Here is a 25518-nt window from a genome sequence, read left to right as displayed (position 1 = left end):
TTACGGCGAAACATTCGACTTCACCACCATTCCCGAAGGCGCGGTGCTGCCCGCAGCGGCCATCAACTGCGAATACATCATCGGCGACATCACCCGTAGCAACGGTCACTTGATCATCTGCCTGATGCTGCCGTGCGGCCCGGACTCTACGGACGCTGCCAACTTCCCCGAAGACATCGTCAACCCACGTAACGGCCACATAGGGCTTCCTGAATGAACATCGACTTCAGCCAACTCAAAACTGCCGAACAGCTCCAGGCTGACAAAGAGCGCGTCGAACTCGACGGCATTTTGGCCACACGCCGCGCGGCTTACCTGAGCGAGTCAGACCCGCTACGGCTGGAGGCTGACTATGACGGCCTGAGCCAGGGCAACGCGCCGGACTACACCGCGTGGCTGGCCTCGGTAGCCGACATCAAGAAACGCTTCCCGCTTCCCAAGGCGGTCGTTCCGGCCAAAGACTAAAGCCGCACGAACCACCGAACCCCGCCGTGTACCGGATTTTTTTTGCCTGGAGAAAGCCATGCCCATCACCGCGCAGCAGCTGCTGCAAATCCTCCCCAACGCCGGCCAAGTTGCCGGCGTTTTTGCACCTGCCCTCAACACCGCCATGAACCGGTACCAGATCGTCGGCACGCAGCGTGTCGCGGCCTTCATCGCCCAGATCGGCCACGAGTCTGGCCAACTCAAATACATGCGTGAAATCTGGGGCCCAACCGCCGCCCAAGCGCGATACGAGGGCAGGGCGGACCTCGGCAACACTCAGCCGGGCGACGGTTCAAAGTATCGCGGGCGTGGCCTGATCCAGATCACCGGCCGCGCCAACTACAAAACGTGCGGCGAAGCGCTGGGACTTGATCTGATCAACCAACCCGAGCTGCTGGAAAAGCCGCAGCATGCGTGCATGTCTGCGGCTTGGTTCTGGGCTACCCGAGGTCTCAACACCCTGGCTGATGAAGGCAAGTTCGACACCATCACTCGGCGTATCAATGGTGGGCTGAATGGACTGGCGGATCGCCAGGCACTGTATGCGCGGGCGCTGAAGGTGTTGGCGTGAGTCAGGGCCGTGAGGTTGGCTTTGCCGTACTTATGGCGATGGTCATTGCTTGTTTTTCCACATGGAAAGTGGACGCTTGGCGCTACGGTAAACAACTGGCTGATATGCGTGCAGCGCATCAAGCCGAGCGCACCAATCTGGCCAATGCCAACTCAGAGCAAATATTGGCAGAGCAGGGCAAGCGCCTCGCCCTGGAGCAATGGCTGGCAGCCAGCGACCAATCCCATTACCGAGTGCTCACTGATGAGAAAACGAAACAGGCACGTCTGCGTGATCGCCTTGCTACTGCTGACCTGCGGTTGTCAGTCCAACTCGGCGCCGCAGCAGCAACTGGTTGTGACGGAGTGCAAGCCACCACCAGCACCGGCGGCGTGGTTTATGGCGCCCATAGAGCCCAACTTGACCCAGCGCATGCTCAACGAATTATCGGAATCACCAGCGACGGCGACCAAGGACTGATCGCGCTGCAGGCCTGTCAGGCCTACGCCAAAGAAATCTCAAGCACACAGTAAAAAGGAGCGGCCGAAACAGGATGCGTCAACATCCCGTCCGGCCACCGAACCCGCAGATCACACCTGCAAGCCCAGCCAAGGCTCCCGCCTCGTGCACAAAGCCGAGCGAGCCTAACACCTGTTTATTTATACAGTAAAGGTCTTGCACATTATGTCTTCACCCATCATCCCGTGGATGGGCGGCAAACGCCGTCTGGCCGACCGCCTCATTCCTCTCTTCCCGCCTCATGAATGCTACGTCGAAGTCTTTGCCGGAGGCGGGGCGCTCTATTTCCTACGCCCACAACCTGCACCCTGCGAAGTCCTTAACGACATCAACGGCGACCTGGTCACCCTGTACCGTGTGGTGCAGAACCACTTGGAAGAATTTGTACGCTCACTTAAATGGGCGCTCAGTTCGCGACAGGTCTTCGAATGGCAAAAGATGACACGCCCCGAAACCCTCACTGACATCCAGCGCGCTGCGCGATTCTTCTACCTGCAACACCATGCCTTCGGCGGCAAAGTCTCAGGTCAAAGTTTCGGTACAGCCACCACCGCCCCGGCCATCAACCTGATGCGCATCGAAGAAAACCTCTCAGCAGCCTGGCAACGCCTTGCAGGCACCTATGTCGAAAACCTGCCGTGGCTTGAATGCGCTGAACGCTACGACCGGGCGCACACCTTCCATTACATGGACCCGCCTTACTGGCAGACGGCAGGGTACGGCGTCGACTTCGCGTTTGAAAACTACGAACGCATGGCTGACTTCATGCGTCGCTGCAAAGGCAAAGTGATGGTCAGCATCAACGACCACCCGGATATTCGACGCGTGTTTGAAGGATTTCACTTTGAGACGACCGAGATTCGCTATACGACCACGAATCAGCGGCAGGGGAAGGCAGAGGTGACAGGGGAACTGATCATCATGAATTGGGAGCCGGAGGCGCTGGGAGGGTTGTTTTAGATTGTAGAGATGGAGTCGATAGCAGTTTGCAGGGAAGACTGCTATCAGCCAAAAGCAGACCGCCGGCGCGGTTCTGGTTCAGCTCGATAGTCAAGGCTCACAGCATGCGACTGCATATCTAAAGTCATTCTGGCTTATTGCTTACACCTATATCCCTATAGGCCCCTCTCATTTTCCGTGAACACCAGGAACACCGTGAGGCCGGGGCTATCCCCGGCTTTTTTGTTGACGTACTATGTCAGGATTGATGGTGATTCAGCATCTTGAGTGAATAATGCCTAAGGCAATTGTTATCGAAGACGAGCAGCTTGAACACGCTGTCAGAGTCGCAAAAGTGAGCAGCACAGAGAACGGCGGTCGTGACGCGGCGCTGTTGCTCACCTGTTTCGGCACCGGTATGACCGTGACCGAGATTTGCCGCTTGCGTGTGAGCGATTACCTGACCGAATCCGGCGCTGTGCTAATCGACTCCCAAGTACGTGCAGAGATTGCGTACAACCATCGTGCAAGGCCGTTGTGCTGGACCAGTAAGAAGCTTACCAATGCGATAGACGCTCACCTAGCAGAGCGCCTTGCTCGCGGGCATGGCATTTCAACCAGGGCAATGGCCTTTCGTGGCCTCGATCCTGACTCACCCTTGTTCGTCTCCGGTCGAACTGGTGACGGGCTGAAAATCACTGCGCAGCGCCGCGACGGCAAGACGTACTACAGCGCGAATCAACTTAGTCGGTTGTACACGCGGCTGTTCGGTCTTGCTGGGATCGAGGGGGCTAGCGCGCAGTCTGGGCGACGGACGCTTGCGGTCAAGCTCAAGCGCCGCGGCATCGATCTGCGGCATATCAGCGAGATACTGGGTATCGAAAGCCTGGAAGCGGTCAAAAAGCTCTGTGCGGGTGATCCTGCCCGCTTGGGCGACATAGTGCGGAGAATTATTTGATTGGCATCAGGATGACGCCGGACGAGCACAGGTAGTCCACATGCAGATCAACAAGCCTTGGAAGGAGTGACCATGCTTAAAAATATCATTATCAAGGGATTTAAAAGTTATCGGGACGAGCGGTTACCGCTGTCGCCCTTGACTCTGATGATAGGTGCCAATGCCTCAGGAAAAAGCAACGCGCTAGAGGCCTTCCGCTTTCTTTGCTGGCTTGGCCAAGGTCAGAAGCTGTCGGTATTACGCCATCGAGTCGATGAGTCCGAGCAGATTCTCCGAGGTCAAATCAAGGACCTTCCGTACCTCCAAGGCCGGTCATTCACCTTAGGTTGCGAAACCGATGACTCGGAGTGGAATCACCTCAGTGTCGAAATCGCCCTGCGTGAAGATGAGTTGCATATCGTTCAAGAAAGTATAAGTTCGCCTCGCCAAAAATTTCCGCTTTACCGTATCGAGCAGACCTCTAGCGGTTTGAGTACTGACGTGCGCGTTGCATACAATAATTTCTCCACAGGTGGTAAGAAGCCACAAATCACATGCACTGACCAGATCGCCATCCTAAATCAACTCGCCAGTTCAGCTTTGTTCGACTCCGGGCACAAGAAAGCACAGAAAGTGATCCCGCAAACGACTGAGCTCTTCCAGAACCTACTAGCTAATACCTTGTTCCTTGATCCCGTGCCCGCTCTGATGCGTGGCGATAGCTATCCGGACAAGAAGCTCCGTGGTGACTGCTCTAACCTGTCCGGTGTGCTTTTTACACTCTGGCAGGATGAGGAGGCCCGCCCTGCCATCATCGAATTTATCAAGAGTCTGCCCGAGCAAGACGTAAAAAATGTACATTTTTTCGAGGATCGCCGCGGACGGGTATCTTTGGAATTGGTTGAGAACTTCGGTTCGGTCGAGCGTAATTGGTCCGTTGAATTGCTCTCTGATGGCACTCTTAGAGTGCTGGCTATCGCCGCTGCCTTGCTGTCTGCTACGGCGGAATCGACATTGGTGATCGAGGAAGTCGATAACGGTGTCCACCCATCACGTGCACGCCAACTATTGGAAACGATGCGTAAGCAAGCAGAGCTACGTGGTGTGCGACTGCTGCTCAGCACTCACAACCCGGCTTTGATGGATGCACTCCCAGACACTGCATTGGGCGATGTGGTGTTTTGCTACCGTGACCCCCAGGATGGCGACAGCCGCTTGGTGCGCCTTGCAGATCTGCAGGACTATGCCGGTTTGGTTTCCCAAGGGCCATTAGGGGAGCTAGTAACCAACGGTATTGTGGATCGATTCGTGAAATCGCCCGTCCCGGTGAAACAGAAACGTCAAAACGCATTGGATTGGCTCCGAAAAATGCAGGGAGAGGCCTAATGAGCTCGATCTGCTTAATCGACACTAGCGTGTTCGTAAACATGTTGAACGTGCCTGGTCTCAATCAGGATGCCGAGCGGGTGGGGGCTGATTTTCTCGACTACGTCGACAGCAACTGCACATTCATTCTGCCGATGGCCACCATCCTCGAGACTGGTAACCATATTGCTCAGAACGGCGATGGAAGACTCCGCCGACACACAGCGCAGCGCTTCTGTGATGCAGTGTGTGCAGCCTTCGCCGACGAGCCTCCCTATAGATTGAGCGAGTTTCCCAGCACTAGAGAAGTCCTAGAGTGGCTGGCTGAGTTTCCGGATAAAGCAGGCCAAAATAAAGCTGGCAACCGAACCGGTGAAGGTACTAGTTTTGGTGATCTCAGCATCATCAAAGAATACGAAAGATGCGTAGCGCGGTTCCCCATGAGCGAGCTATTCATCTGGTCTCTAGATAGCGACCTAGAAGCTTACCATCACCGACCTGAACACGTTGCTCACCGATGATATTGCCCTCAGTTAGTCACTGGCCCGTTCGATGATAAGTCGCCCTGGTACACCGCAAGCCCAGCCGTCGAACGTTGGGCCAAGTGCCTAGGAGAGGGACGCTTTTTGCTCCCCAAGATCGAGCAGGAAAACAGAATGAGCATCAGCGACACACCTTTCGACTACGACCAGTACGCAACAGCGCGACTCAGTTTGGCAGCGCTCATCCAGGAGGACTTTGCTGAAGCCATTGCTCATGTCAGGAAATGCGATCACCTAATCCTCGCATCCACCGAAAATCTAGGTTCAGTAGAGGCGCTCTCAGCGGCCGTACATGCTCACTCTCTCTATCTGGCTGCTTGTGACTTAGCTCGGTCAGGTCACTTCTCTGCGATGTTTCCACTCATGCGCACAGCTATGGAATCTGCTGTTTACGGCTATCTGTTCAACACTGAAGAAGGGCTCATTGACAAGTGGAGGAACCGCCACGTTACAACAGAATGTTTCAACGAAAGCAAGCAGGCGTTCACACGAGCGATGACTAGATTTCGCACAAGCATTCAGAAGCATGATCAGCACTCTGGTGATACCCCCTACACAGAACTGCTCATGAGCCTATACGACGCAGCAATTGATTATGGCGCTCACCCAAACCCGATCGCGTTGACAAACAATATGTCAGTGAGCGTGGAGGATAACCAAATTAAGTTCAGCTACGACTACCTGCGTACCGATTTGGTAGGGATTCGCCAAGGATTTTTTGCATGCTTTGATTACGGCATGGCAATCGCCGTGATTAACCATTTCTCCAGAATGGTCATCGACCCAACCCTCCCAGGTCTTGATGCAACCTTTGTCCAGTTTTACCGCGAGACGAATGCCGTCTCGGACAAGCTTCATGGAGAGCCTATCGGGTTCAAAAATAGATACTACGACCGTATCAACACCTTTGTCCCTACACCTGTGTGACAACATAGGAAAAGTTGCTGCACCTACAAGCCCGCTCTGTGCGGGCCTTTGCAGTACCAGGGCGCGGCGTTCGCGTTCGATGATCGAGGGAATGAGCAAATGTCGTTGAACGTTTTTTGGGATAACTCCAACATCTGGCTTGTTGGGAAAAACTATTGCAGCCTCAAAGAGCCTGGCCACGAGCGTGAGTTTCGAGTTCATTTTAAGAAATTGCTGATGAGTGTTGTCGACGGTCGGCAAATGGAATTTGCGTTTGTTGGGGGATCGCTACCACCGAACAATGACGTGTTATGGAGCTATTTTGACAACCTTGGAGTAAAGGTCGAGGTACAAGAACGAGGGGCTATCGGAGGCGGCGAGGTAGCGGTCGATCAAGCTATACAATACTCAATGCTGAAACGCCTGATTGACGCAGACGCACCTGGAACAATCCTGCTTTTGACGGGCGACGGCAATGGTCATTTGGATGGCGAAGGCTTCATTCCGGCACTGAAAAGAGCCGTGAAAATGGGCTGGAATATTGAGGTGGCCAGTTGGGATTTGGGCTGCAATCGGCACCTTCGTCAATACGCTGAGGAACATGGTGTGTATCGATCTTTGGAGCCTTCATACGAGCATATTACTTTCCTCGCGGGTGGTCGGAACGCTCTCTAGATAGATAGGAAAAGTGGCTACCGCGCCCATGGGCTTGCTGGCTGCTTCCGACCAGGTCGACAAGTCATCCCGTTCACAACCAGCTCCACGAATAATGGAAATCACACCCCCCTACGCTGGTACACCACACCCCCCGCCAATGGTTTTACGCACTGCGGGCCATTCACTCGAAACAGGACGCTACCGCCATGCCGTTACCCGTCACGCCGTCTTATGAGCGCGCCTTGCGCGATCTACGCACGCTGTCCCCGGACACTGCCGCACTGCTAAAGCGCATCGCCCTGGAGCTGCAGCCGCAAGTGCTGGCCACCTCGCCCCAGAACCTAGAGACGCAACTGCTGGACCACCTGCAGGAAGTCGGCCAGCAGCAGGCACGCAGCGTGACCCGGCTCGCTGTCTGGTTGAACACCGTGGCCAGCGCCGGGGCGTTAACCCCGCAACAGGTGGCGACATTCGTGTGTGAGGCGGCCACCTTGGGCGGCCCGTCTGGCGTGGTTCCAGAATGAGCAGCCGTGACGGTTCCACTGCTCACTACGGCTTAGAGCTCGGGCTAACGTGTTGGCATATTCAATGGCTTTTAGAGTCTGAAGGAGTGACATGCCATATTTGCAATGTCTGCCAAAGCGTTCACGAGGCCGATATACCTTTTGCCCATCTTGCGGATTGCATCGCCGCTGCGGAAGTGGCGCAATATCCTTGGCGTGAGCTGGCAGCGGTGCTCCGCCATTTGCCGGTCATACTCGATAAATGATTGACGACGGGATTCACGAAGACGCGTTGCAGCACCTGATCCAACAGAACGCGGTCAGGGAGTTTGTGGTGGGCCGCTGTGCCTGGTGGGAAAAGTGGACGTTTTCGGTGCGCCTCGGCGGGCCACACTCCCGACTGATTCCGGTGCGTTCACAGCGTGAGGTGATACGGACGTGGGCCAGCCTGACGGCGGTGGGCGAGCGGTGCTTCGCGGTCGATCTGTGACCGGTCACACCTAGTAAATCGCAGGCAAAAAAAACCGCCTTTAGGGAGGCGGTTTTTCGTGAATGCCAGTTGGGCCAGCATTCAACACCCTCGTGGGATGCGTTGACAGAACAAGTCTACGGCTCATAGTCCATGTCGGCAAGAACCAGCAGTCGATCAGTTGTGCCGACGAACTAATAACAATTGGCGCGTCATCCGTCGCAGCTTTCTGTCCCATTCGCAGTATTCAATTAAAGTGAATCTCGCGCAGCCCAGTCCGTACGGGGGACGAACGCAAATTAGGGCATTTCGTCGCATTTACTCTAAAGGTTCTGGCTGAAGTTCCCTCTGGAGAACCTATATACTGTTGGCACACCAAGGGGAATGAGACCTTATCCGGCCGGTACTTGGGACATGGCTTTCTGACACGGGTGGAACCGTGGGATTGATTCGGAAGGGGCTACTAAATTACGCCACCTCGTGGGATGCGTTGACACTATTCCCGACTATCACCCGTGAATCCGATAAGGGTCATAGAAAGAGGCTGGCCTCACAAGGAGTGACGACATGAAGTTTTTTTTCGTGGCCGTGCAACTAGCTCTGGCACTGCATCGGGTATTTATCCTGATCAAAGCTGCGCTGCACGCTATCCGTGGCGAGTAAGCGCAAACGTAAAAAAACCTCGACTTAGGTCGGGGTTTTGTTTCGCGGTAGTCCCGCTCTAGCGATTACACGTTGCTATGGGTTTTTAGACCCAGACTGCTAATACAAAATCCAAGGAAAAGAACGCGAGACATGGAAAGTCGAGTGAAACGATGAGTAAGAGAATTCTGATAGGTCTGGTACTGGTGGCTTTGGGTGCTTGCCAAGCAAGTCCACCAATTAAAGTGCTGGACAGTGAACGGCAGTTTTTGAAAGACAGCGCTCGAATCAACGCGTTTACTGATCGCCACCCCTGGAGCGCTGAAGAAGTGTCAGGTGACATGGGTGATGCAGTCGCGAAGATTGAATACTTGGAACACATGGGGCCGGGATACCTCAAGCAGCGTGACGACGAATACACCAAGCAGGAGTATGTCGATCAGCAGGAGCGGACGGCGTACCAAAATGCTGAGCGGAAGAGAGTCGCGCAATACGAACAACGGGTTGCAAGCAAGGTACATAAGCGGCCCATGGGATCGTTTGGAGAGGCCTATTACCGGCTGTACGCCGCTAATCAAGTTGCTGGGCGATCTATGAAAGCACCAATTCTGCAATCAGGCCTGCTCGACGGGATATTCAACCTCGACCTAGCATTTCGCGTACGTTGCTGTAACGACAATGCGTGCTTTGCAGTTGCTGAAACGGGTATAGGGAAAAATTCTGAAAGGATCACAGTTTCTTTCATACGGCCTGTGCCTTTGGTAGCCGGTGACGTAGTACGTCCCTCTTATATCGAAATTCTGGGAGAGGATGCTCAAGGAACACTCGTAGCGAGAGTGCTGGCACCTACGCTTAATTATGTGCGATGACTTCTAGGAAATCGCCCGCTGTACCCAAGCCCTGGCCGTCAAATAGCCGGGGCCGAGGACGTAGAAGGATGCGGTTTTCGCGTCTGTCAGTTAAGGACTGGTTATGCAGCTCAAAGACGATTTGATTGTGACCGATCATCAACAGACCACCGGCCAGATCACCGGCACAACCTATGTGAAATCAGGCGGAATTCTAATCGCTCGTGGGCAGCTCGCCGGAGGGTTGGTAATTGAAGCAGGCGGCAAAGCGGTAGTGCATGGGCAGGTGGCACGCAACGTGGTGAACCATGGGACGCTCGAGCTGTTCGGACAAGTCGCTGGGAAAGTTATTGGAAATCAGCCCATCAACCAGGTGAAATCAGAGCAGATTGTCGGTAATGATTTGGAGGTTCCATTCCGTGGAACCTCCAAATCATGGTCATCGAACGGCTAACTCTAGGAAAAATTGCCCTAGGTGCATCAAAAGGCCGCTGTCAAAAGTGGGCGGGCGGCCTGGGTATCGCAGGTGATTCAAAAAATTGCGGACTCCAAGGCTATCCCTGTACATGAATGATGAATCACAATCTGGCTACAAGCCTATACAGGACGATGTATTAAAGACTCTGGGTCTTGCGGTGATCGCCGGGCAGGGTGTTGAGCACCTGTTGAGTAGTTGCCTTACTTTCCCTCTGCACGGCGAGCCACTGCAAACTGTGGAACAGCTTCAGCTCCTGCTTGAGAGACATTCAAAAGCCACTTTGGGACGACTGCTCAAAGCACTGCGGGAGCGTGTTGATCTGCACCCCACCTTCGACGACGTGTTGGATCGCTTCCTACAACATCGCAACATCATTGCGCATCGGTTACATGATGTGCCGGGCGGTTTTGATCTGCATTCCAATGAAGGACGAGGGAGGCTAAAGGCTTTCCTGCTCCAGTATATGGAGAATGGTCACACCGTAAGCATGGTATTCCTAGGCGTTTTGCGGGGATGGGCAATCCATGAGGGCATTGCTATTCCCACCGAGCATCATCTTAGCCAGCGAATGCAGGATCACCTCGACGCCAATGTCATGCCGAATTTGGAAACCTTGATCAGGTCCAAATAATCCTCCTGAGTCCACGGAAAACGATATGTCTCAACCTCAGCACCCAAAACACCCTGGCGATTGCACATATCTTGGTAGCAAGGGGCGATTCGATCTCTATTTCTGCTCCCAAGGGCTTCCAGTACCAATTGTGATCGCGCGCAGTAGTGTCAGGGATCAACAATGGCCGGTAGATCGTGGTTCGCGTTCGACGGTTTTGGATCAAATCTTTGTTTATGCCGTCGATCTGGCGCGTCAGCAAGGGCTACTGGAATTCGAGTAGGAAAGCATATGAAAGCAATTTTGTTTGCAATAGTGACCACCTTTGCAGCCAGCGCCTCGGCTGCCGATTCAATCTTCGTAAGCACTAAGCTGACTCGTAACGGTGTGGTTGTCGATAATTTTGCCGGTTCTACCACTGATGGACACACCCAACCACACAGCAATATCAGTCTCATCAAGTATAGAGATTCAGTCACCAAGGGTAAGACCAACATGGCGGACTTGGCTTTGGGTACCAAGGCATCCATCACACCGCATATCACCAGTGATGGTCGTATCAGTCTGAGATTCAATGTGGATTACGTAGAGCTGGAGAAAATGGAAACGGTGAAGGTCGGGAACTTCACTATCGATCAGCCTAGGACCGGAGGCTTCAAGCATGCCGCTACGGACATACTCGCTAGCGGAGAGAAGCGCGAATACAAGGATTTGGATAACGGTGCCGAGTACATTTATACCGTATCAGCCACGAAGCAGTGATGATGCGTTAGGAGAGAGAAGTTATTCGCGTCCTAGGATCAAGCAGGAAAATTGAATCAATGAACATTGAAAACCGCTACACAGCTGCCCGCGAAAAATTCTTCGCTGAAAATCCTCGTGCTCTCACTCAGATTGAGTCTGTCAAACCAGCCGTTATCGAGGCATGCGGCGTGACCGTTGATGAGTACCGTGAACAGCAACGCCTCGTGATTTTCGCTGAAGCTGCCCGAAGCCGTGGACTTGAGATTGATGAGTTCGTGATTCGCTTGTTAGCTGAATCACCGGAACAAGCTAATGAATGGCGCTTGGATCAACACCGCAAGATCGCAGCAGCGCTTGGTATCGATTGGGATGAGTACAAACAGCTAAACCGTATCGCTGGATAGGAAATTTGAATCGCCCCTGATTTCATTGACGCGCTCAATTGTCTGACTTTTGACAATTAGCCAGTTCTGAATGACGGAACCGGGTCGGAAGTCACCTGACCCGATCGGCGCCTTTTGGCCGCAAACCGCCGCTTGGAAACGACCGCTTTCAGGCGAAAGCTACCGCTCAATCAAGCCCGGCCCTTGGTTTTTGACATTCCCCACCGCAACATCCACGGGGTGCCACTCAAAATCCTCCGTAGGCTGGCTGCATTCCACAGCAAGCTTACCCGCCTGTTCCTCACCCGCTCCTGATTCCAGCCAAGCCTGAGCATTGCCCGGCGTAAACACCACCGGCCGCCGATCATGTATGTCAACCATCCCCTGATCACTCGCTGCAGTGATGATCACAAAACCGTCGCCTTCATGCGGCTCCAGCCCTACATGGACTTGCGCCAAAGCCGCAAAGAACATTGGCGCCTGGCTTTTGAGTCTGATGAAGTAGGGCTGTTTCTTTTTTGAATTGTTCGGGTCTTTTACCCATTCATACCAACCGTCTGCCATGACCAGAGCACGGCTATTTGGCCATAACTGCTTGAAAAATTTGCCAGTGGTCACAGTTTCGACTCGGGCATTGATCGGGTCAGGGCGTTTGCCTTTGGCCCAGAACGGTGCCCAGCCCCAGTGGACGGGGTCTATTCGCAAACCTTGGTTATCCCCATGGAGGATATTTACGCGGGTCCCGGGGGCAACGTTGTAGCGTGCAATAGGCTGGTTATCGTAACCGCTCAGGATTGGCCTGTCTGAACCCAGTACTTCCAGATAATCGGCAATGCCCTGATATTGAACGAATCGTCCGCACATGGTGTTGACCCTCAGCCAATGGAACGCCTGGCCAGAGCGTAGTCTCTAAACAGTACTGTTTATTGTGAGGTGGCCACGTCATGGGAAGTTCCAAGCAGGATCACTTTGCAGTCATTGCCCGACAGGTCGAACAACTGCGCGAGAGCATTCAGGTGCTGGAGCAGGACGAAAGTCTGGGGCGTCATTCTTTGAGGGGAGGGCAGACGGTGGATGAGCATCAAACCATTCACCAGGCCTTCGACGAATTGGACCAGGCTGTAAACCACGTTTCAGACGTGTTGATGGCTTTAGCTGAAGCGGTCAACCGCGTGCCTAAGCTATAGCGGGCGCAATCCATCTGTCGAAATGTCCTACATACAAATTGACCGGCAACGTCCCACACAGTTAACTGTATGCACATACAGCTAACTAAAGGCGCGCGTCATGAGCTTCACATCCCTGGGTCCAATCTCTGAAGGTGGCATTCGCCTGCCGCTTTGCACGTTCAAGGTTCCGGCTGGTTTTCCCTCTCCGGCAGCGGACCATATTGAGAAGGAGATCTCCATGGATCAGTTGCTGAATATTCGCGCGCCGCATGTATACCTGGTCACGATCGATGGCGACAGCATGCAAGGTGCAGGCATCTATCCCGGCGATTTGGCAGTGGTTGACCGTGGTGTTGAACCTCTCAACGGTCAAGTCGTGGTGGCCTTGCTCAATAATGATCCCATCTGCAAGCGTCTGTGCATCCGGGGAAAGAGCGTCATTCTCCAGTCTGAGAACCCCCGTTACCCGGATCTTCATGTAATGGAGGGGGATGATCTGTCGATATGGGGCGTAATCACCTATACCGTGCGCAGCCATGCTCACTAAGGTTAATCCTGTTTTCGCGTTGATCGACTGCAACAGCTTTTACGCCAGTTGTGAGCGCGTATTTCGACCTGACTTGGCCAAAGTCCCGATCGTGGTATTGAGCAACAACGATGGGTGTGTGATTGCACGCAGCTACGACGCAAAGCCGCATATAAAAATGGGCGAGCCCTATTTTCAGATCAAGGATCGCTTGGCAAAGCTCGGCATTGTGGCGTTCTCGTCCAACTATGCCCTCTACGGCGACATGAGCGAGCGGGTGATGACCCTTATCGAGTCCATGGTCCCGGGTGTGGAGGTCTACAGCATCGACGAGTCGTTCGCTGACTTGACCGGGATCGCAGACGCTTCGGCGATGGGACGGCAGTTGCGCAGCCGCATATTGCAATGTACGGGCATTCCTGTGGGCGTTGGAATCGCTCATACCAAAACCTTGGCCAAGTTGGCCAACCATACGGCTAAACGCTTACAGGTCCACACCGGTGGCGTGGTGAATCTCTGCGGCGATTTCGAACGGGACTGGGTGTTGCGCAATACGGCCGTGTCAGAGGTGTGGGGTGTCGGTAGACGCATGACCGCGCACCTTGAAGGCATGGGCATCACCACCGCGATGCACTTGGCTAAGGCCGACCCCTGGACCCTGCGTAAGAAATTTAGCGTGGTGATTGAGAAAACCGCCCGGGAGCTTTCGGGTACGCCGTGCCTGGAACTGGATGAGCCGGACCCGCCGAAACAGGAAATCTGCTGCAGCCGGATGTTTGGCAAGCGCCTGACAGAACTGGCGCCGATCAAAGAGGCGGTGGCCACCTACATGATGCGCGCCTCGGAAAAGCTCAGGGCGCAGAAGTCATACTGTAAAAAAGTCAGGGTTAGCATTCGCACCGGTATGTTCAATCCCGATGAAGCCAAATATGCCAAAGGCGTTGTGGTGACGCTGCCGTATCCCACCGACGATGTGCGATTACTGACCAAGGCGGCGGTGGAAGCTTTGGATCATGTTTTTCGTGAAGGATTCAAATACAGCAAGGCAGAAGTTTTGCTGCTGGACCTGCGACAGCCTGGGGAGTTTTCAGATGATTTGTTCGCCGTGAATCAACCAGCGGAAGCTACGCGGGTGATGGCCGTGCTGGATGAAATCAATGGGCGTTGGGGGAGGGGGACATTGAGGGCGGCGAGCGTTCCGAGTAATCCGGACTGGGGAATGAGGCGGGAAATGATGAGCCGCAGTTACACAACTAAGGTCGATCAACTGTGGCGGGTGACTTGAGTTTCAGGGAGATGGAAGCGGATAGAGGCTTTTGTGGAAGGGGTAAAGCCTCAGTGACTTTCCGAGTGACATTGTTACTCGGTGTCCGGCAGTGTTGGGCATCGTTGCAGCGAGCGTCAGTTGCTGGAGTCCCGTGTTTACTGGCGCGTCGTAAGTCCAGCTTGCTAGGCGGCTAAGCAATATCGGTAGAGTACTGAACATCTATCCCCCTTTGATGCAAACCAGGCTATCACGAGGAGGCTCCGTCACATCGACTGAATAGCGTGAAAGGGGGTGCAGTAAAGCTGTAGCAAAATACAGTGCTAAGTTATTGATTCTTATAGGGTCGATGCCCCAGTTCTACTAAACTCAACTCGCCCTATAACTCTATATATTTCAATAGCTTACACTGGATCAACGGTCAACCTTGACATGGTGGGGGTCGTTGGTTCGAGTCCAATCGCGCCTACCAAACAAAATCCGCTCTGCTGGGCGGTCTAGAAGGGCTCACCGAAAGGTGGGCCCTTTTTTGTTGTCTAAGAAAACGTTCACAAATTATAGGCTTCGTTCACACAAGGCAATGTGAACGTGAATACATGCCTGCCTCTGTTCACACTCTGAATTGTGAATGGCTATACCTAACCTATTGATACATAAGGCTTGAGCACTTTCTTGTCTAGGTGGTGGTGCGTTCGTAAACTCACTCCCTTGCCCGTTGTTCGTGCCTCACAAGGGCAGGCTGCTAACCAGCTGAGCTACGTGCCTGCTGTGTCCTGAGCGCCTATCGGCTGACGCTCTATAGACCACCCCCTTGTGTTTGTTTCTACGCACAAATTGAGGGTTGCTGTTTGAGAATCTGTGCGAGCCAGCCGAGGGGGAGAGCAGGGGGGGTATGGGGTAGGCTCCTTCTTATGCAATGGAACTCCTGAATTTCTGCTACAAATTAATCATCCAGTGGTTAGTTTAAGGTGGTTGCTATGCTCGGTGGGATATATGCAGCTTGGCGGGGGAAGGCATTTGGGAATCAAGTTGCTGATTTTATTGGTATGCACCGCAGTCTCTATCATGGGGCGATGGAGGAGGGTGGTTGCAATATGCACATGCTAATGCTCTCTCACCTGAAATCTGAAGGGCATGCAGTAGAGGCTGTAGCTCAGGACTCGTGTAAGTTTCTAATTGCTGGGTTAAGGATTATCGAGAACAAATTCGGACAACAGGCGCATATTGACCATGCTAGGGCTTGTGTGATGAGTTTGATGGATAGCAGTCAATCTTGATTTTTGATGAGTTGCGCTGTATAAAGAGCTTCATAGCAAACGGGCTAGGTGTAAGCTGAACTGTATGTCTCATTAGGAGGCGCTGCGAAGTGAATAGCGTTATGGCGGAACCTTAAGTGGTGTAGTTGTAACATGAAAGCTAAGCAGACAATGGGAGGATGGTTGGTAGAACTCCCCAGCAAGGCGTGGCTTTATACGCAGGCTTACCCCTTCTGGCTTTGTTAGAAGGGCAGGTTACTGGTAGCTGAACTATCAGGCATAGAAGGCGCTAGCCTCTGTGAAGAACGGCCAGTGTGGTAACGCATTGAGCACCCGAGAAGGGCATCTAGGAATCCCCTAGAAAATAACCTGCTATAGCTACGTGTGAAATTCCTATATTAATGTGGTGGGTAGAGCTTAGAGTCAATACGCTCCTTCTCATTAACTAAATAATTATCCTAAACAATACTCATCCTTCGTACATCTGTAGCCCATTCTTCAGCTACCTTGGCTTCTATGGCTATGTGACGCTCTACATCTAGCTTACGAGGTCTGCCAACAGGTCTGATAGCCCCAGTTAGCTTTAGCATTTCCTTAACGGCTGATACATTCCCGTTAACTAATTCTTGTTTTTGAATCTCCACTGACTTATCAAACCAATACAAGCGGTGCTCATCCTTCCAGCCTAACGACTCTGCTTGAGAGTCAAGTGATGTAAGGCTAATGCCTAGCTTGTCTGCTAGATTTGAATGTGAGAATGATTCGATGTAGCTTTTCTTATGGCTGTCTATGGTTTTCATATGTGCTCTTGATTTGTTAGATTGGTAGTAATGGACTTTCAGTAGGAGTCACTGCGTGATAGCAGAAGCAAGAGCACGCCACGTAGTGGCATACGCATTAAAGAAAGATCAAGAGCGATTAGCTGGTAAGCAGTCCCGCCTTTGATCCTCTCTTTGAGTGCGTGCTCTTTGTCAGCTATGCTGACGTTGCTTTTGCTTTTAAATACTTGTTGCTTAGGTCTGGTAGAAATAAACTAAAAGTATTTAATAAGACTATCTCTCCTTAGAGGTATCTAAGAAGTAATGGTCTTAGTATTGTATAAATTGTGCACTTTCTCTTAAGGAGTCTTTAAGGAAAAGTGCACAAAATATCTGATGACGCTGCACATTATGCTACTTTTTTAAGTCTTGCAGTCCAGCGTCTCACCTGATGGTAAGGAACATTAAGTCTTTCGGCGATTGCTTGTCGATCCACTCCTTCAATCTGAAACATCATAATCACCTCTGCTTGAAGAAGTGCTTTGTCTTTCTTCTTCTCTGATTGCTCCTTCTCCCAGGGAGTCATGCTTAATTCAGTGTTGATAGTAGCTAAGCGGCCTAGCTTACTTTGAAGGTACACAGCCATGTCCATACTCTGAACAAATAATGTGACTGGCTCTGTGCTGCTTCTGTCTCTTAGTGAAGTCCTGGCTACAGCTTGTAGGGTGCTTTCATAGAAGCGCTCAAACTCAATTGCCTTTCGTACTTCAGCAACAGGAACACCTAACATCTCACCTAGAGTGTGAAAGCTTAATCCATCATCAGGGCTTACGTTTCCATGCTGAAGGCATATAGCAATGTGTCTATCTTGATAGCCATTTATGCCCCTGCTATCAATAGGTAGCTTGGTGATGTTGTCATTGAAATTATGGTTCATCCATTGGTGTGCAAAGGCTAGACCTTTCTCGTCACCAACCATAGCGGTGATACAGCGCAACCAATCAGCTAACTGTACACCATCATCCCAAGTGTCAGCAGGCTTACCATTACGTTGCATCATGCTTTGTGTTTTAGAGTACTTGCCAGTAAGGAAAGGGTGTAGCTCAACCCGCTTACCATAACCATCGAACTCAGGGGTGAAAAGAGAAGGCTCAAATCCCCATCCTTGATACTTGGCATGGATACCCAGAAGGGTATCACGCACATTGTTAGCTAGGATGTGGACGCTGTTAGCGTACGAGAAGGCAGGTAGGAAATCTTTATAGCGCACAATGCGTACAAGACGCTTGCCTTTAGTGTTCTGAGCTTCCACCTCAACACTACATTTGGGTGTGAGCATAGCTTTCAATACGTCTAGGGCTGACTCGCTGAGTGCGCTACTGTCCTTGGCTTTAATCATATTCTCAACAAGGGCAATACTCTCAGGCTTAATCTCTGCTTTCTTTTCGGGGGAAACGGTAAGGTAGTTACCGATACTCCCAAGATAGCTGATGCAGTCGAACTGATGGCTCTTGCAGTCAGAAACACTAGGCACCTCATCCACAACAAGCTCCCAGCCCGCTAAGAGGCGAGCATCTATACGTCTTAGGGCTTCATGGGTGAGCATAACCAAAGGCTGTGAGCGAGCTGCTAGGGCTCTCTCTACGCTTACTGTGACATGACTTGTAGTGTCTGAAGTAATAACTGTGGGAGAGATGCCCGCTTTTAGCTTGATGTCTAAAGCTAACTCTTTAATAAGCGCGTTAGTAGGCATTGCATACACAATGTGACTGTCAAGTATTAGCTCGGGGAGGGATTGAATAAACTTTGTAGACTTGCCACTACCGGGGAGTGCCTCGGCAATAAATAGTGTCTTAGAGTTCATACTGTCCTTTGTGGTATTTTTTATAAGTGTCAATATCTTCGCTATTGTAGTGGGAGATGTAATAAGCCTGTTGAATGGTTAGGCGGTTTTCTATAGCTAGCTTGAGGAGGCTTTGATTATTGTCTTTGGCTGCTATCAGTAGTTTAGCTACTCTGCGCCTAACGGCAGTCGGTTGTAGGAATGGAGTGGTAGGGTTGATATCCGGTATCAACACAAAGTCTTCTTGCGATACCATCTGGGTTCCTTGTTAGGTAAGTATGATTAGTGTTGCGATTTTTAATAGTATGGAGTAGGTTGTGTATAATATTGCGGCTGTAATAAGCCAGCTTAAAGCTGTGTTCATTTAGATTCTTTTGGTTTGTTGGTGGTCTTAAGGTCATCTATAATTTTATGTAGGGCAAATGCTGATGTGAATGAGCCACTTAAACTACTTGATGCTGATTGGTTGAGGCACACATAGGTGCCCCTAGGTTCCATCTGATACTCAACACCCTTGTAGATTTTAATCTCTCCTACAAGCTCAGAGTTCTTGCTATCAATCCATTCAGCAGTTGCAGCCAATGCAGCCTTACGCTTCTCAATGTATTGGCGCTCACCTTCAGACATAAAGTGCATGTTCATTCTGTTACTCCAAAACGTTTGTAGATGTCATCTCTAATAGCTTTCATGGTTTCTGTTTGATGCTTGCCAGTAGCAAGGGTGCCACTAACAACACTATGCTTAATTCCTTGCAGGTTGCCGTTAGCGTCGTAGTTGAGGTTGCTAGGCTTAACTGTGGTGAGTTCATTACGGGCTTGCTCAACAGCAGCTTGTGCATTGAGGCTCTCGCGCACTAGAGGATCATTCTGATACAGGTGGGAGATTGCTTGTTCTTTCGCTAGCTTCATCATTGCGTAAGCATCAGAAGCGCTGTCAAGACCACGTAGGGGCTTAGTGGGTGAGTCAGAGTATTGCCACCCAGACTGTTGGGCAGTATACATTACTTCCTCAAGGCTACAGCCTGTTGCATTAGCTAAGTCTTGCAGGTCATTGCGATTTAGTACTTTCATTTTTATTATCCTATGTGGTTATGGTTTGATGATGCGATATTGATAAGGGGAAGAGTGTTTTTCTCCAGACTTACGGCGCTCAATTAGCGCAATGCTAACTAGGTATTTCAGAATAGTGTCAACTGAGCGGCTGGGTAGTGTGGTGGCTTTAGAGAAGTCATTGCGAGAGATAGTGGCCCAACCTTCGATCTTGGCATTGCCTTGGATCATAAGGTAGATTAGCTTTCGAGAAAGTGTGTTGAGTTTGTTGTGTTGCAGGGTGATGATGTCGTCTAGTGTAATTGTCATTTTATTTCCTTGGGTTGTTGGTTTGTGTGACAATTAGGTTCCTGTCGTATTTGTCCCCTGTTGTCAGTGCTTAATATTTTCACAATAAAATCCTGTTCTCTTGTACATCCCATTAGGCTTTATAAGAGAGGTGTCTTGTGTTTATTTAAGCAATGAAATAGGGGGCTATGTCTAGAGGTTGAAGGTTTAAGTGAGTAGAGAAATATCTCTTATACTAGTAATATCTGTTTTTTAAGGAAAAGGCTTTTAATGAGTTGAAAATAAAGTAGGGATAGAGAAATGTCTCTAGTGGTATATATTTGTTTTAAAAGCTTTCGGAGACAAAGCAAATTAAACTAACTTAATAAGGTTAGTTGTGTTGTAGCAACCCCTCTCATATAATGGCTGTAAGGCTCTACAAGCTCGCACAAGGAGTCATCCCTTGTCATGGTGTAAGCTAGAGGGGTTGATGCTAATGCCTCCCCAGCAAGCTCACAGAGGGCTAGTCAATTAGATGTAGTACATCCTTGACGCTAAGGTGGGAGTACCTAGCCACTGATCTAGTGTCTCTGTGTCCTGAGACAATCATTATCTGAGCGTTATTGAATCCCTTCTTCGCTACATTGGTAATACGGGTGTGCCTTAATTGGTGGAGCTTAACGGTGCTATCAAGGCCTGCTTTGTTTCTTGCCAGTCTGACGGCCTGTGAGACGCTATGAGGTGTCACAAGGAACAGTCTGCCTCTGTGTGCTCTCTCTGCCATTGACAGCCTCTGAGCCTCTCTCAATAGCTCTATGGCCCTTACGGTGAGGGGCACAGATCTAGTCCCGTTCTTACCGTCTATTACATCTGCAATACGATCACCCAAGTGGAGACATTGAGTAGTGAGCTTAAGTATTTCTGAGCGTCTCATAGCTGTCTCATAGGCAAGCTCCACTATCAGAGCCATAGTGGGTGAGAGTTCATTGAGTAGTAGTCTCAGCTCGCAAGCACTGACGACCTTGTCACTCGACTTGTCTGGTTTGGGCAGAGCTATATCACTTACGGGATTATGTATATCAATAAGCAGGCCACGTTTAGCGAACCTGAAGAAACGAGACATGAACGCTAGCTGTATACGACAGGTAGCAGGCTTGACCGTTTGTAGACGCTTCAGCTTGAAGTCATTGACTAGCTGAGGGGTGATGTCATGAATTGATTGAGGGAAGGCAGTAAAGAGCTGCTCAACGATCTTTAGCGCATGGTCATAGCTACCCTTACCCTTGAGCATGGTTTCGCAATAAGTCATGCCCAAGGTGTACAGCGTATGGGATTGGTGCGTCTTGGTGACAGCCTCTAGCTGGTCAGCCCACGCTTGAGCGAGTACTTGAGTGGGGAATGTTTTAGATTGTGGTGCTTGTCCCTTCAGTCTCACCTGAGCGTTCCAGTTCCCTGAAGGTAGTGAACGTATGTTAGCCATGCTTGACGCCTCATAATGTGAATGGGCGTTCTCTTAAGACCTTATGCCGCGTGGCCTAGCGCTTAGCATGGTGGCTCTTGACATGGTGGGGGTCGTTGGTTCGAGTCCAATCGCGCCTACCAAACAAAATCCGCTCTGCTGGGCGGTCTAGAAGGGCTCACCGAAAGGTGGGCCCTTTTTTGTTGTTCTCGTTTGGGAAAACTTTGGGCAAACCACCACCGCGCTACAGTTTCAGGTCGGCTTTGACCTTTTGATAAATCACCGCACCCGGCCCATGCCCGGACTGATAATGCTCAGTCATTTTCACATCCGCATGCCCCATCAAACCAACACAACCTCGCGCAGTGCTTGTCCCATGACGATTTCAAGGTGAATTGGCGTGCCATAGTTCTGCGTCCTCCCGGGGGATACCTTGAGGGTGTTTCGTTCGAGGTCCACCGCTGTTTTCGGCCACGTCACAATATCCTCCCGCCGTTGCAGGCTCAGCAGCCCGAGGCGGATGGCACGTTTGAGCCAGGGCAGGGTGCCGCTGTAGTTCAGAATCGTGCTCAGCCCATCCAGCGTCAGCTCTGCCGAATTGCGCTCGCACAAACCTTTGGCCACCGCGAAGGCAAAATCTGCACCAGTAGCCCGCCCATGTCTTCGCGGTAACGTGCGAGCTTGAACTGGATTTCTCGCAGAGTGCGATCGGCATAGCCGCGAGAGGGCACCCATTCCTTATCAAAGCGCTCCAGCAGGTTGTCAAAGCGCGAGGCGGTGTCGCCGGTGAGTAGTAGGGCCAGCAAGGCACCGTCATCGGTCAGTAGCCACGAACCTGATGCACCGGGTGATCAGGGTGATTCTTACAACTGCGATGTGTAGCACCGCAGAACCGGGCTAGGTTTTCGTCTTGACCGAAGAGTCGACCGTCCTCATAAACCCAGCCGGTCACGGTTTTAAGGCTGGCCGCTTCCGGCGAGTCGTACATGATGATTGGCTTTTGTTCAGGCATGACTTCTTCCTTGCCGCTATAGCGGCTTACTTTGGAGGTGGTGGTGCGGGGGTTATTTCTAATTGCTCTTGAAAACTGTCATTTCTTACAGTTGCAGAAAAAATAAAAACCTTTAAGGATATTTGAATAGACGACTTCATTATCGGGTGAAAGTAATGACTATAAATCTGACTATTGTAACGCCGACTGGTAAAAGATTGAATTTTGATTTTGAAGGTCAAGAAACAACAATTGATGCCGTTAAAGAAGCAGTTTTATCTCGGGAAGGCATTCCGCTGGAAACACAGCGCTTAATTTATAAAGGCAAACAGTTAGAGGATGGTCTTACAATAGGCGACTATAATATCGATAATGGGATGGAGCTGCATCTTATCCTACGAATGTAGGATGGCTAGTGCTAATTATGATCGGAAGTTTCTAGCAAGTTATTTGTTTGTAAGCCCAAATATATACTCCGTGCGCGCCGCTCCGCCGCTCCGCCGCTTCGGCTTGGCGCAACTTGCTGCATTTGGTGTGGTTGCCGTGGGCGCGCGACTTATTGCATTGGTTGCAGACTGTTTGCAGATCCAGCGGCTGCATGGGGCCACCGTTTAAACGGGCTGTTCGGCGTAGCGCAGTCATGCTGCAACCGCCTGCCGTTCGATTGCGCTGGATCATTCGCCCGGGCAAGTGCAGCCATCGGCAGTGGGCTGACGCTGTTCCCGCACATGTGCACTTGCTGTGTCTTAGTGAAGGGCTTGCCGTCGCCGTGGGCGATGATGTAGTCGCTTGTAAAGCCTTGGGCCTTGTACAGTTCGGCCGGTTGCAACATCCGCAGGCAGATGTCGACGATCACGTAAGGTGTACCCTTTATGGTCACAGTGACCAGTGCCAGGCGGTCGCGGGTGGTGATGGTCGGTGCTGGCTCGTTGGCTTCGCTCACATTCTCGGTGCCGTAATAGCTGATCAATAAGGCCGCAACCCTCAGCGCACCAGCCTCAACCTCCGGCGAGCGCTGCAACTCAACCAGCGAACTTTTTCCGCCTCCGCCTCCGCCTCCGCCTCGTGTCGATGATGCGGGAAGATGGCTAGCACATCGGTCGTTTCAAGGTGCGTGGTTTGATGCGGGAACTGGGGTTAATCAGTAAGCAGCCGGGCTCGCACGTCTACAAAAAAGCGACAGTCGAACGGCCTGATATTCCGAACACGTTGAATCGAGAGTTCGACGTTCCCGAGCCTAATAAGGTCTGGTGTGGTGATATCACCTACATCTAGGTGCAAGGAAGATGGCATTACCTCGCGGTGGTTATGGATCTCTATGCACGCCGAGTAAGGGGCTGGCTCTATCACGAAAACCGGATGCAGACTTGGTTATCAAGGCGCTGGATATGGCCTTTGAGCAACGAGGGAAAACTCAAGGTCTGCTGTTTTATTCCGACCAGGGGTCGCAATAGGGTAGTCGTCAGTTTCGCCAGCGCCTTTAGCGGTACCGCATATGCCAGAGCATGAGTCGACGAGGTAATTGTTAAGACAACTCGCCGATGGAGCGCGTCTTTCGGCGTTTGAAAACCGAGTGGATACCCTCGGTGGGCTACATGTCAGTTCAGTAGGCTCAACGGGACATCAGCCATGACTTGATGCATCGCTACCACTGGATACGGCCTCATCAATTCAATGGCGGGCTAACGCCCGCTCAGGCCGAGAAAAAGCTTAACGTCGTGTCCGTGATTAGTTGACCACTACATAGAGATGGAACCGATAGCAGTTTGCAGGGAAGACTGCTTTCGACCCAAAGCGGACCGTCGCGACAATCAAGTCTTGGCTTGCTGCCAGTTGACGGAGTTGGAGGTTGACGTAGAATCGCCCCCCCAAAAAATAGCGCGTATGGCGAGAAGGAGCTTAGATGCAGCGGGTGATGATTATTGGTCAACCTGGGTCGGGCAAAAGCACTTTGGCGCGTGAGCTTGGTCTGCGCACGGGCTTACCTGTCGTTCATATAGACACTATCCACTGGCAGCCAGGGTGGGTTGAACGAAGCCGGGACGAGAAAACACGCCTTTGTTCCGAGGTCGAGGCTCGTGATCGCTGGATATTCGAAGGCGGCCATTCCGTTACTTGGGAGAATCGGGTAGGGCGCGCAGATCTTTTGATATGGATTGATCGTTCGGCGACGCTTCGATTTTGGCGCGTGCTGCTAAGAACACTGCTCCAGCGCGGCAGCTCTCGGCCCGATTTACCGGACAACTGCCCCGAACTGCTGGCGAATCTGCCAGAGTTCTTGAAATTTATGTGGCGGACGAAAAAAACAGCGCGTGTGAATATGCAGCAGCTGGTGGCGACGGCGCCATCAACATGCCGCGTCGTTCGTCTGCGCTCAAATCGAGATACCAACGTGTTTCTTTCGAGCATTGGCTATTTGAGCGGTCAGATTCCTCGACATTGATCGACGGCTGACGGCTGACGGCTGCGGTATGGAAACTACCGATTGCGACCGGCTGAACACGTCCTGCAGCGGCCTTTGGTAAACACTGACACCACGGTCGTCACACCGCCCATTTTCGCTTATGCACTGCTCAAAGTCAGAAGTTCTCGAGACTGACTTTAATGCCCGCACGGCTGGCCAACTCAATGGTCTCTTCCACCCGGTCAGCGTCAACAATAAAACCATCGTAATTATCACCACCGGTGTCCAAGTGAAGATAACGTTTACCAAACCGAACCAACCATCGGTCGAATTCATCAAGCACCTCTGGCATTGATGAGGCACCGTTTCGCACGTAGACGTAGGGCTCTTTCAATTGGTTGGCGCTAACCAGATAAGGAACTTGATATTCAAACACATCAAAACCTTTCCAATCCAGGCTCATTAAAACGAGGTGTTCAAGTTTTTGCGCCTTTGAACCCTCCAACAATCCATCTGTGAAAGCACTGCATGCGTCATCTCCCATCGCGTATCTGCGCATGACGCGCCTGACAAGTCTGGCGCCTTCTTTTTCTGGAACCACCGCCAACAGCGCCAGGGCAAAAGTCTCGAGTGCCTTTTTCTGTGCGGGATCGGGTGGGCCGGGCCGTAATTCTTTCATGATCGCTGAAGCGCTGAGGTTAGTTTCCTCGGGTGGAGGCATGGTAAAGCGCCCACCAAACAACCGATCCAAAATGCCCATACCACTCCTTGGAATACCTTGGGGCAAGCGACTTTTCTTTTACCGGCGACAGTCGCTGCTTGTTTTAAGATTTGTGTTGTAGTTGAGCCTAAGGCTCCAGGTGAGGTTTGTCGATCAACCGCTTTTTTTACGGCCAAACTGGACCTGATCCGACCGACCGCTTTTGGCCGGTTAGCGACCGTCGCTCTGATTAG

General features: G+C 51.6%; 34 protein-coding genes and 2 pseudogenes. 23 read left to right on the top strand and 13 right to left on the bottom strand.

The window, feature by feature from the left end:
- The 17 genes from TU86_RS15020 to TU86_RS14940 form a co-directional block, all read left to right on the top strand.
- Positions 1–217: hypothetical protein (locus tag TU86_RS15020; protein ID WP_048365090.1), on the top strand; the 217-nt coding region annotated here is incomplete at its 5' end.
- Positions 214–465, top strand: coding sequence for a hypothetical protein (locus TU86_RS15015; protein WP_048365089.1), 252 nt, complete (start codon positions 214–216; stop codon positions 463–465). The genes TU86_RS15020 and TU86_RS15015, both read left to right, overlap by 4 nt.
- A 58-nt stretch (positions 466–523) precedes the next feature.
- Positions 524–1057: a glycoside hydrolase family 19 protein gene (locus TU86_RS15010; RefSeq protein WP_048365088.1), complete on the top strand. Its 534-nt coding sequence runs from the start codon at positions 524–526 to the stop codon at positions 1055–1057.
- 32 nt (positions 1058–1089) lie between these two features.
- Positions 1090–1569, top strand: coding sequence for a lysis system spanin subunit (locus TU86_RS15005; protein WP_048365120.1), 480 nt, complete (start codon positions 1090–1092; stop codon positions 1567–1569).
- A 151-nt stretch (positions 1570–1720) separates the two neighbouring features.
- Positions 1721–2515: a DNA adenine methylase gene (locus TU86_RS15000; protein WP_048365087.1), complete on the top strand. Its 795-nt coding sequence runs from the start codon at positions 1721–1723 to the stop codon at positions 2513–2515.
- 274 nt (positions 2516–2789) lie between these two features.
- Positions 2790–3452, top strand: coding sequence for a site-specific integrase (locus TU86_RS14995; RefSeq protein WP_048365086.1), 663 nt, complete (start codon positions 2790–2792; stop codon positions 3450–3452).
- A gap of 72 nt (positions 3453–3524) precedes the next feature.
- Complete coding sequence (locus tag TU86_RS14990) at positions 3525–4817, top strand: AAA family ATPase (protein WP_048365085.1); 1293 nt, start codon at positions 3525–3527, stop codon at positions 4815–4817.
- Complete coding sequence (locus TU86_RS14985; protein WP_048365084.1) at positions 4817–5317, top strand: hypothetical protein; 501 nt, start codon at positions 4817–4819, stop codon at positions 5315–5317. The genes TU86_RS14990 and TU86_RS14985 overlap by 1 nt, the downstream gene beginning before the upstream one ends.
- 135 nt (positions 5318–5452) lie before the next feature.
- Positions 5453–6265 carry a hypothetical protein gene (locus TU86_RS14980; protein WP_048365083.1) on the top strand — a complete coding sequence of 271 codons (813 nt, stop codon included), beginning with the start codon at positions 5453–5455 and terminating at the stop codon, positions 6263–6265.
- A 99-nt stretch (positions 6266–6364) separates the two neighbouring features.
- A complete protein-coding gene (locus tag TU86_RS14975) occupies positions 6365–6919 on the top strand; it encodes an NYN domain-containing protein (protein WP_048365082.1) in 555 nt (184 codons plus the stop codon).
- A gap of 188 nt (positions 6920–7107) precedes the next feature.
- Positions 7108–7425 (top strand): hypothetical protein, encoded by a 318-nt coding sequence (locus TU86_RS14970; protein WP_048365081.1) that lies wholly within the window; start codon positions 7108–7110, stop codon positions 7423–7425.
- Between the two features lie 241 nt (positions 7426–7666).
- The gene (locus TU86_RS14965; protein ID WP_048365080.1) at positions 7667–7894 is read left to right on the top strand and encodes a hypothetical protein; all 228 of its coding nucleotides are present in this window, start codon (positions 7667–7669) and stop codon (positions 7892–7894) included.
- Between the two features lie 794 nt (positions 7895–8688).
- Entirely contained in the window at positions 8689–9384 is a 696-nt protein-coding gene (locus TU86_RS14960; RefSeq protein ID WP_048365079.1) for a hypothetical protein, read from the top strand.
- Between the two features lie 103 nt (positions 9385–9487).
- Positions 9488–9817, top strand: a complete 330-nt coding sequence (locus TU86_RS14955; RefSeq protein ID WP_048365078.1) for a hypothetical protein — start codon at positions 9488–9490, stop codon at positions 9815–9817.
- A gap of 112 nt (positions 9818–9929) precedes the next feature.
- A complete protein-coding gene (locus tag TU86_RS14950; RefSeq protein ID WP_048365077.1) occupies positions 9930–10472 on the top strand; it encodes a hypothetical protein in 543 nt (180 codons plus the stop codon).
- 270 nt (positions 10473–10742) lie between these two features.
- Entirely contained in the window at positions 10743–11213 is a 471-nt protein-coding gene (locus TU86_RS14945) for a hypothetical protein (RefSeq protein WP_193387782.1), read from the top strand.
- Between the two features lie 59 nt (positions 11214–11272).
- On the top strand, positions 11273–11599 hold the full coding sequence (locus TU86_RS14940; RefSeq protein WP_053076036.1) for a DUF6388 family protein: 327 nt from the start codon (positions 11273–11275) through the stop codon (positions 11597–11599).
- A gap of 159 nt (positions 11600–11758) precedes the next feature.
- Here the strand turns inward: TU86_RS14940 and TU86_RS14935 are convergent, their stop codons facing one another.
- Positions 11759–12442, bottom strand: coding sequence for an SOS response-associated peptidase family protein (locus tag TU86_RS14935; RefSeq protein WP_048365076.1), 684 nt, complete (start codon positions 12440–12442; stop codon positions 11759–11761).
- A gap of 80 nt (positions 12443–12522) precedes the next feature.
- Between TU86_RS14935 and TU86_RS14930 the strand changes: the two genes are divergently transcribed.
- From TU86_RS14930 to umuC, 3 genes are all read left to right on the top strand, one after another.
- The gene (locus TU86_RS14930) at positions 12523–12765 is read left to right on the top strand and encodes a hypothetical protein (protein WP_048365075.1); all 243 of its coding nucleotides are present in this window, start codon (positions 12523–12525) and stop codon (positions 12763–12765) included.
- A 100-nt stretch (positions 12766–12865) separates the two neighbouring features.
- Complete coding sequence (locus TU86_RS22550) at positions 12866–13294, top strand: LexA family protein (protein ID WP_048401585.1); 429 nt, start codon at positions 12866–12868, stop codon at positions 13292–13294.
- Positions 13284–14558, top strand: coding sequence for a translesion error-prone DNA polymerase V subunit UmuC (umuC, locus tag TU86_RS14920; protein ID WP_048365073.1), 1275 nt, complete (start codon positions 13284–13286; stop codon positions 14556–14558). The genes TU86_RS22550 and umuC overlap by 11 nt, the downstream gene beginning before the upstream one ends.
- Positions 14559–16251: 1693 nt before the next feature.
- Here the strand turns inward: umuC and TU86_RS14910 are convergent.
- The 10 genes from TU86_RS14910 to TU86_RS14865 form a co-directional block, all read right to left on the bottom strand.
- Complete coding sequence (locus TU86_RS14910) at positions 16252–16593, bottom strand: hypothetical protein (protein ID WP_048365071.1); 342 nt, start codon at positions 16591–16593, stop codon at positions 16252–16254.
- 367 nt (positions 16594–16960) lie between these two features.
- Positions 16961–18304, bottom strand: coding sequence for a hypothetical protein (locus TU86_RS14905; protein WP_239658789.1), 1344 nt, complete (start codon positions 18302–18304; stop codon positions 16961–16963).
- Between the two features lie 100 nt (positions 18305–18404).
- Positions 18405–18650 (bottom strand): hypothetical protein, encoded by a 246-nt coding sequence (locus tag TU86_RS14900; RefSeq protein WP_048365069.1) that lies wholly within the window; start codon positions 18648–18650, stop codon positions 18405–18407.
- Between the two features lie 104 nt (positions 18651–18754).
- Positions 18755–19036 carry a hypothetical protein gene (locus TU86_RS14895; protein WP_048365068.1) on the bottom strand — a complete coding sequence of 94 codons (282 nt, stop codon included), beginning with the start codon at positions 19034–19036 and terminating at the stop codon, positions 18755–18757.
- Positions 19033–19464: a hypothetical protein gene (locus TU86_RS14890; RefSeq protein WP_048365067.1), complete on the bottom strand. Its 432-nt coding sequence runs from the start codon at positions 19462–19464 to the stop codon at positions 19033–19035. The genes TU86_RS14895 and TU86_RS14890 overlap by 4 nt, the downstream gene beginning before the upstream one ends.
- Before the next feature lie 18 nt (positions 19465–19482).
- Positions 19483–19752 (bottom strand): hypothetical protein, encoded by a 270-nt coding sequence (locus TU86_RS14885; protein WP_048365066.1) that lies wholly within the window; start codon positions 19750–19752, stop codon positions 19483–19485.
- 481 nt (positions 19753–20233) lie between these two features.
- Positions 20234–21190 carry a tyrosine-type recombinase/integrase gene (locus TU86_RS14880; protein WP_048365065.1) on the bottom strand — a complete coding sequence of 319 codons (957 nt, stop codon included), beginning with the start codon at positions 21188–21190 and terminating at the stop codon, positions 20234–20236.
- A 321-nt stretch (positions 21191–21511) separates the two neighbouring features.
- Positions 21512–21793: a hypothetical protein gene (locus TU86_RS23320; protein ID WP_048365064.1), complete on the bottom strand. Its 282-nt coding sequence runs from the start codon at positions 21791–21793 to the stop codon at positions 21512–21514.
- Positions 21754–21975 (bottom strand): hypothetical protein, encoded by a 222-nt coding sequence (locus tag TU86_RS23315; protein ID WP_239658788.1) that lies wholly within the window; start codon positions 21973–21975, stop codon positions 21754–21756. Before TU86_RS23315 ends, TU86_RS23320 begins: the two co-directional genes overlap by 40 nt.
- Positions 21976–21989: 14 nt before the next feature.
- Complete coding sequence (locus tag TU86_RS14865; RefSeq protein WP_048365063.1) at positions 21990–22181, bottom strand: hypothetical protein; 192 nt, start codon at positions 22179–22181, stop codon at positions 21990–21992.
- Between the two features lie 155 nt (positions 22182–22336).
- On the opposite strand from TU86_RS14865, the gene TU86_RS14860 reads away from it, so the two are divergent.
- A complete protein-coding gene (locus TU86_RS14860) occupies positions 22337–22567 on the top strand; it encodes a ubiquitin-like domain-containing protein (protein WP_048365062.1) in 231 nt (76 codons plus the stop codon).
- A 149-nt stretch (positions 22568–22716) separates the two neighbouring features.
- Here TU86_RS14860 and TU86_RS14855 read toward each other — a convergent pair.
- Positions 22717–23211: pseudogene (locus tag TU86_RS14855) on the bottom strand (hypothetical protein); the annotation flags it as partial.
- Positions 23212–23222: 11 nt separating this feature from the next.
- Here TU86_RS14855 and TU86_RS14850 point away from each other — a divergent pair.
- Positions 23223–23896 (top strand): annotated as a pseudogene (locus TU86_RS14850) (IS3 family transposase); the annotation flags it as partial.
- A gap of 167 nt (positions 23897–24063) precedes the next feature.
- A complete protein-coding gene (locus TU86_RS14845) occupies positions 24064–24603 on the top strand; it encodes a P-loop NTPase family protein (RefSeq protein ID WP_048365060.1) in 540 nt (179 codons plus the stop codon).
- Between the two features lie 136 nt (positions 24604–24739).
- Here TU86_RS14845 and TU86_RS14840 read toward each other — a convergent pair whose 3' ends face one another.
- On the bottom strand, positions 24740–25324 hold the full coding sequence (locus TU86_RS14840; RefSeq protein ID WP_048365059.1) for a DUF6630 family protein: 585 nt from the start codon (positions 25322–25324) through the stop codon (positions 24740–24742).
- Positions 25325–25518 lie beyond the last annotated feature (194 nt).

The organism is Pseudomonas weihenstephanensis, assembly GCF_001043055.1.
Classification (GTDB): domain Bacteria; phylum Pseudomonadota; class Gammaproteobacteria; order Pseudomonadales; family Pseudomonadaceae; genus Aquipseudomonas; species Aquipseudomonas weihenstephanensis.
Note: the sequence above shows the minus strand (reverse complement) of the source record. Positions and strands in the feature narration are given on the sequence as shown.

Bases quoted from the DNA above. Each gene is read 5' to 3' on its own strand.
- TU86_RS14970 (WP_048365081.1), top strand. From the start codon at position 7,108: ATGCCGTTACCCGTCACGCCGTCTTATGAGCGCGCCTTGCGCGATCTA.
- TU86_RS14910 (WP_048365071.1), bottom strand. From the start codon at position 16,593: ATGAAAACCATAGACAGCCATAAGAAAAGCTACATCGAATCATTCTCA.
- TU86_RS14960 (WP_048365079.1), top strand. From the start codon at position 8,689: ATGAGTAAGAGAATTCTGATAGGTCTGGTACTGGTGGCTTTGGGTGCT.
- TU86_RS14840 (WP_048365059.1), bottom strand. From the start codon at position 25,324: ATGGGCATTTTGGATCGGTTGTTTGGTGGGCGCTTTACCATGCCTCCA.
- TU86_RS22550 (WP_048401585.1), top strand. From the start codon at position 12,866: ATGAGCTTCACATCCCTGGGTCCAATCTCTGAAGGTGGCATTCGCCTG.
- TU86_RS14885 (WP_048365066.1), bottom strand. From the start codon at position 19,752: ATGACAATTACACTAGACGACATCATCACCCTGCAACACAACAAACTC.
- TU86_RS14900 (WP_048365069.1), bottom strand. From the start codon at position 18,650: ATGGTATCGCAAGAAGACTTTGTGTTGATACCGGATATCAACCCTACC.
- TU86_RS14965 (WP_048365080.1), top strand. From the start codon at position 7,667: ATGATTGACGACGGGATTCACGAAGACGCGTTGCAGCACCTGATCCAA.
- TU86_RS14945 (WP_193387782.1), top strand. From the start codon at position 10,743: ATGAAAGCAATTTTGTTTGCAATAGTGACCACCTTTGCAGCCAGCGCC.
- TU86_RS15015 (WP_048365089.1), top strand. From the start codon at position 214: ATGAACATCGACTTCAGCCAACTCAAAACTGCCGAACAGCTCCAGGCT.
- TU86_RS14865 (WP_048365063.1), bottom strand. From the start codon at position 22,181: ATGCCTGAACAAAAGCCAATCATCATGTACGACTCGCCGGAAGCGGCC.
- TU86_RS15010 (WP_048365088.1), top strand. From the start codon at position 524: ATGCCCATCACCGCGCAGCAGCTGCTGCAAATCCTCCCCAACGCCGGC.
- TU86_RS14860 (WP_048365062.1), top strand. From the start codon at position 22,337: ATGACTATAAATCTGACTATTGTAACGCCGACTGGTAAAAGATTGAAT.
- TU86_RS14895 (WP_048365068.1), bottom strand. From the start codon at position 19,036: ATGAACATGCACTTTATGTCTGAAGGTGAGCGCCAATACATTGAGAAG.
- TU86_RS15000 (WP_048365087.1), top strand. From the start codon at position 1,721: ATGTCTTCACCCATCATCCCGTGGATGGGCGGCAAACGCCGTCTGGCC.
- TU86_RS14935 (WP_048365076.1), bottom strand. From the start codon at position 12,442: ATGTGCGGACGATTCGTTCAATATCAGGGCATTGCCGATTATCTGGAA.
- TU86_RS14890 (WP_048365067.1), bottom strand. From the start codon at position 19,464: ATGAAAGTACTAAATCGCAATGACCTGCAAGACTTAGCTAATGCAACA.
- TU86_RS14990 (WP_048365085.1), top strand. From the start codon at position 3,525: ATGCTTAAAAATATCATTATCAAGGGATTTAAAAGTTATCGGGACGAG.
- TU86_RS15005 (WP_048365120.1), top strand. From the start codon at position 1,090: ATGGCGATGGTCATTGCTTGTTTTTCCACATGGAAAGTGGACGCTTGG.
- TU86_RS14955 (WP_048365078.1), top strand. From the start codon at position 9,488: ATGCAGCTCAAAGACGATTTGATTGTGACCGATCATCAACAGACCACC.
- TU86_RS14930 (WP_048365075.1), top strand. From the start codon at position 12,523: ATGGGAAGTTCCAAGCAGGATCACTTTGCAGTCATTGCCCGACAGGTC.
- TU86_RS14980 (WP_048365083.1), top strand. From the start codon at position 5,453: ATGAGCATCAGCGACACACCTTTCGACTACGACCAGTACGCAACAGCG.
- TU86_RS14845 (WP_048365060.1), top strand. From the start codon at position 24,064: ATGCAGCGGGTGATGATTATTGGTCAACCTGGGTCGGGCAAAAGCACT.
- TU86_RS14995 (WP_048365086.1), top strand. From the start codon at position 2,790: ATGCCTAAGGCAATTGTTATCGAAGACGAGCAGCTTGAACACGCTGTC.
- TU86_RS14880 (WP_048365065.1), bottom strand. From the start codon at position 21,190: ATGGCTAACATACGTTCACTACCTTCAGGGAACTGGAACGCTCAGGTG.
- TU86_RS14950 (WP_048365077.1), top strand. From the start codon at position 9,930: ATGAATGATGAATCACAATCTGGCTACAAGCCTATACAGGACGATGTA.
- TU86_RS14985 (WP_048365084.1), top strand. From the start codon at position 4,817: ATGAGCTCGATCTGCTTAATCGACACTAGCGTGTTCGTAAACATGTTG.
- umuC (WP_048365073.1), top strand. From the start codon at position 13,284: ATGCTCACTAAGGTTAATCCTGTTTTCGCGTTGATCGACTGCAACAGC.
- TU86_RS14905 (WP_239658789.1), bottom strand. From the start codon at position 18,304: ATGCCTACTAACGCGCTTATTAAAGAGTTAGCTTTAGACATCAAGCTA.
- TU86_RS14940 (WP_053076036.1), top strand. From the start codon at position 11,273: ATGAACATTGAAAACCGCTACACAGCTGCCCGCGAAAAATTCTTCGCT.
- TU86_RS14975 (WP_048365082.1), top strand. From the start codon at position 6,365: ATGTCGTTGAACGTTTTTTGGGATAACTCCAACATCTGGCTTGTTGGG.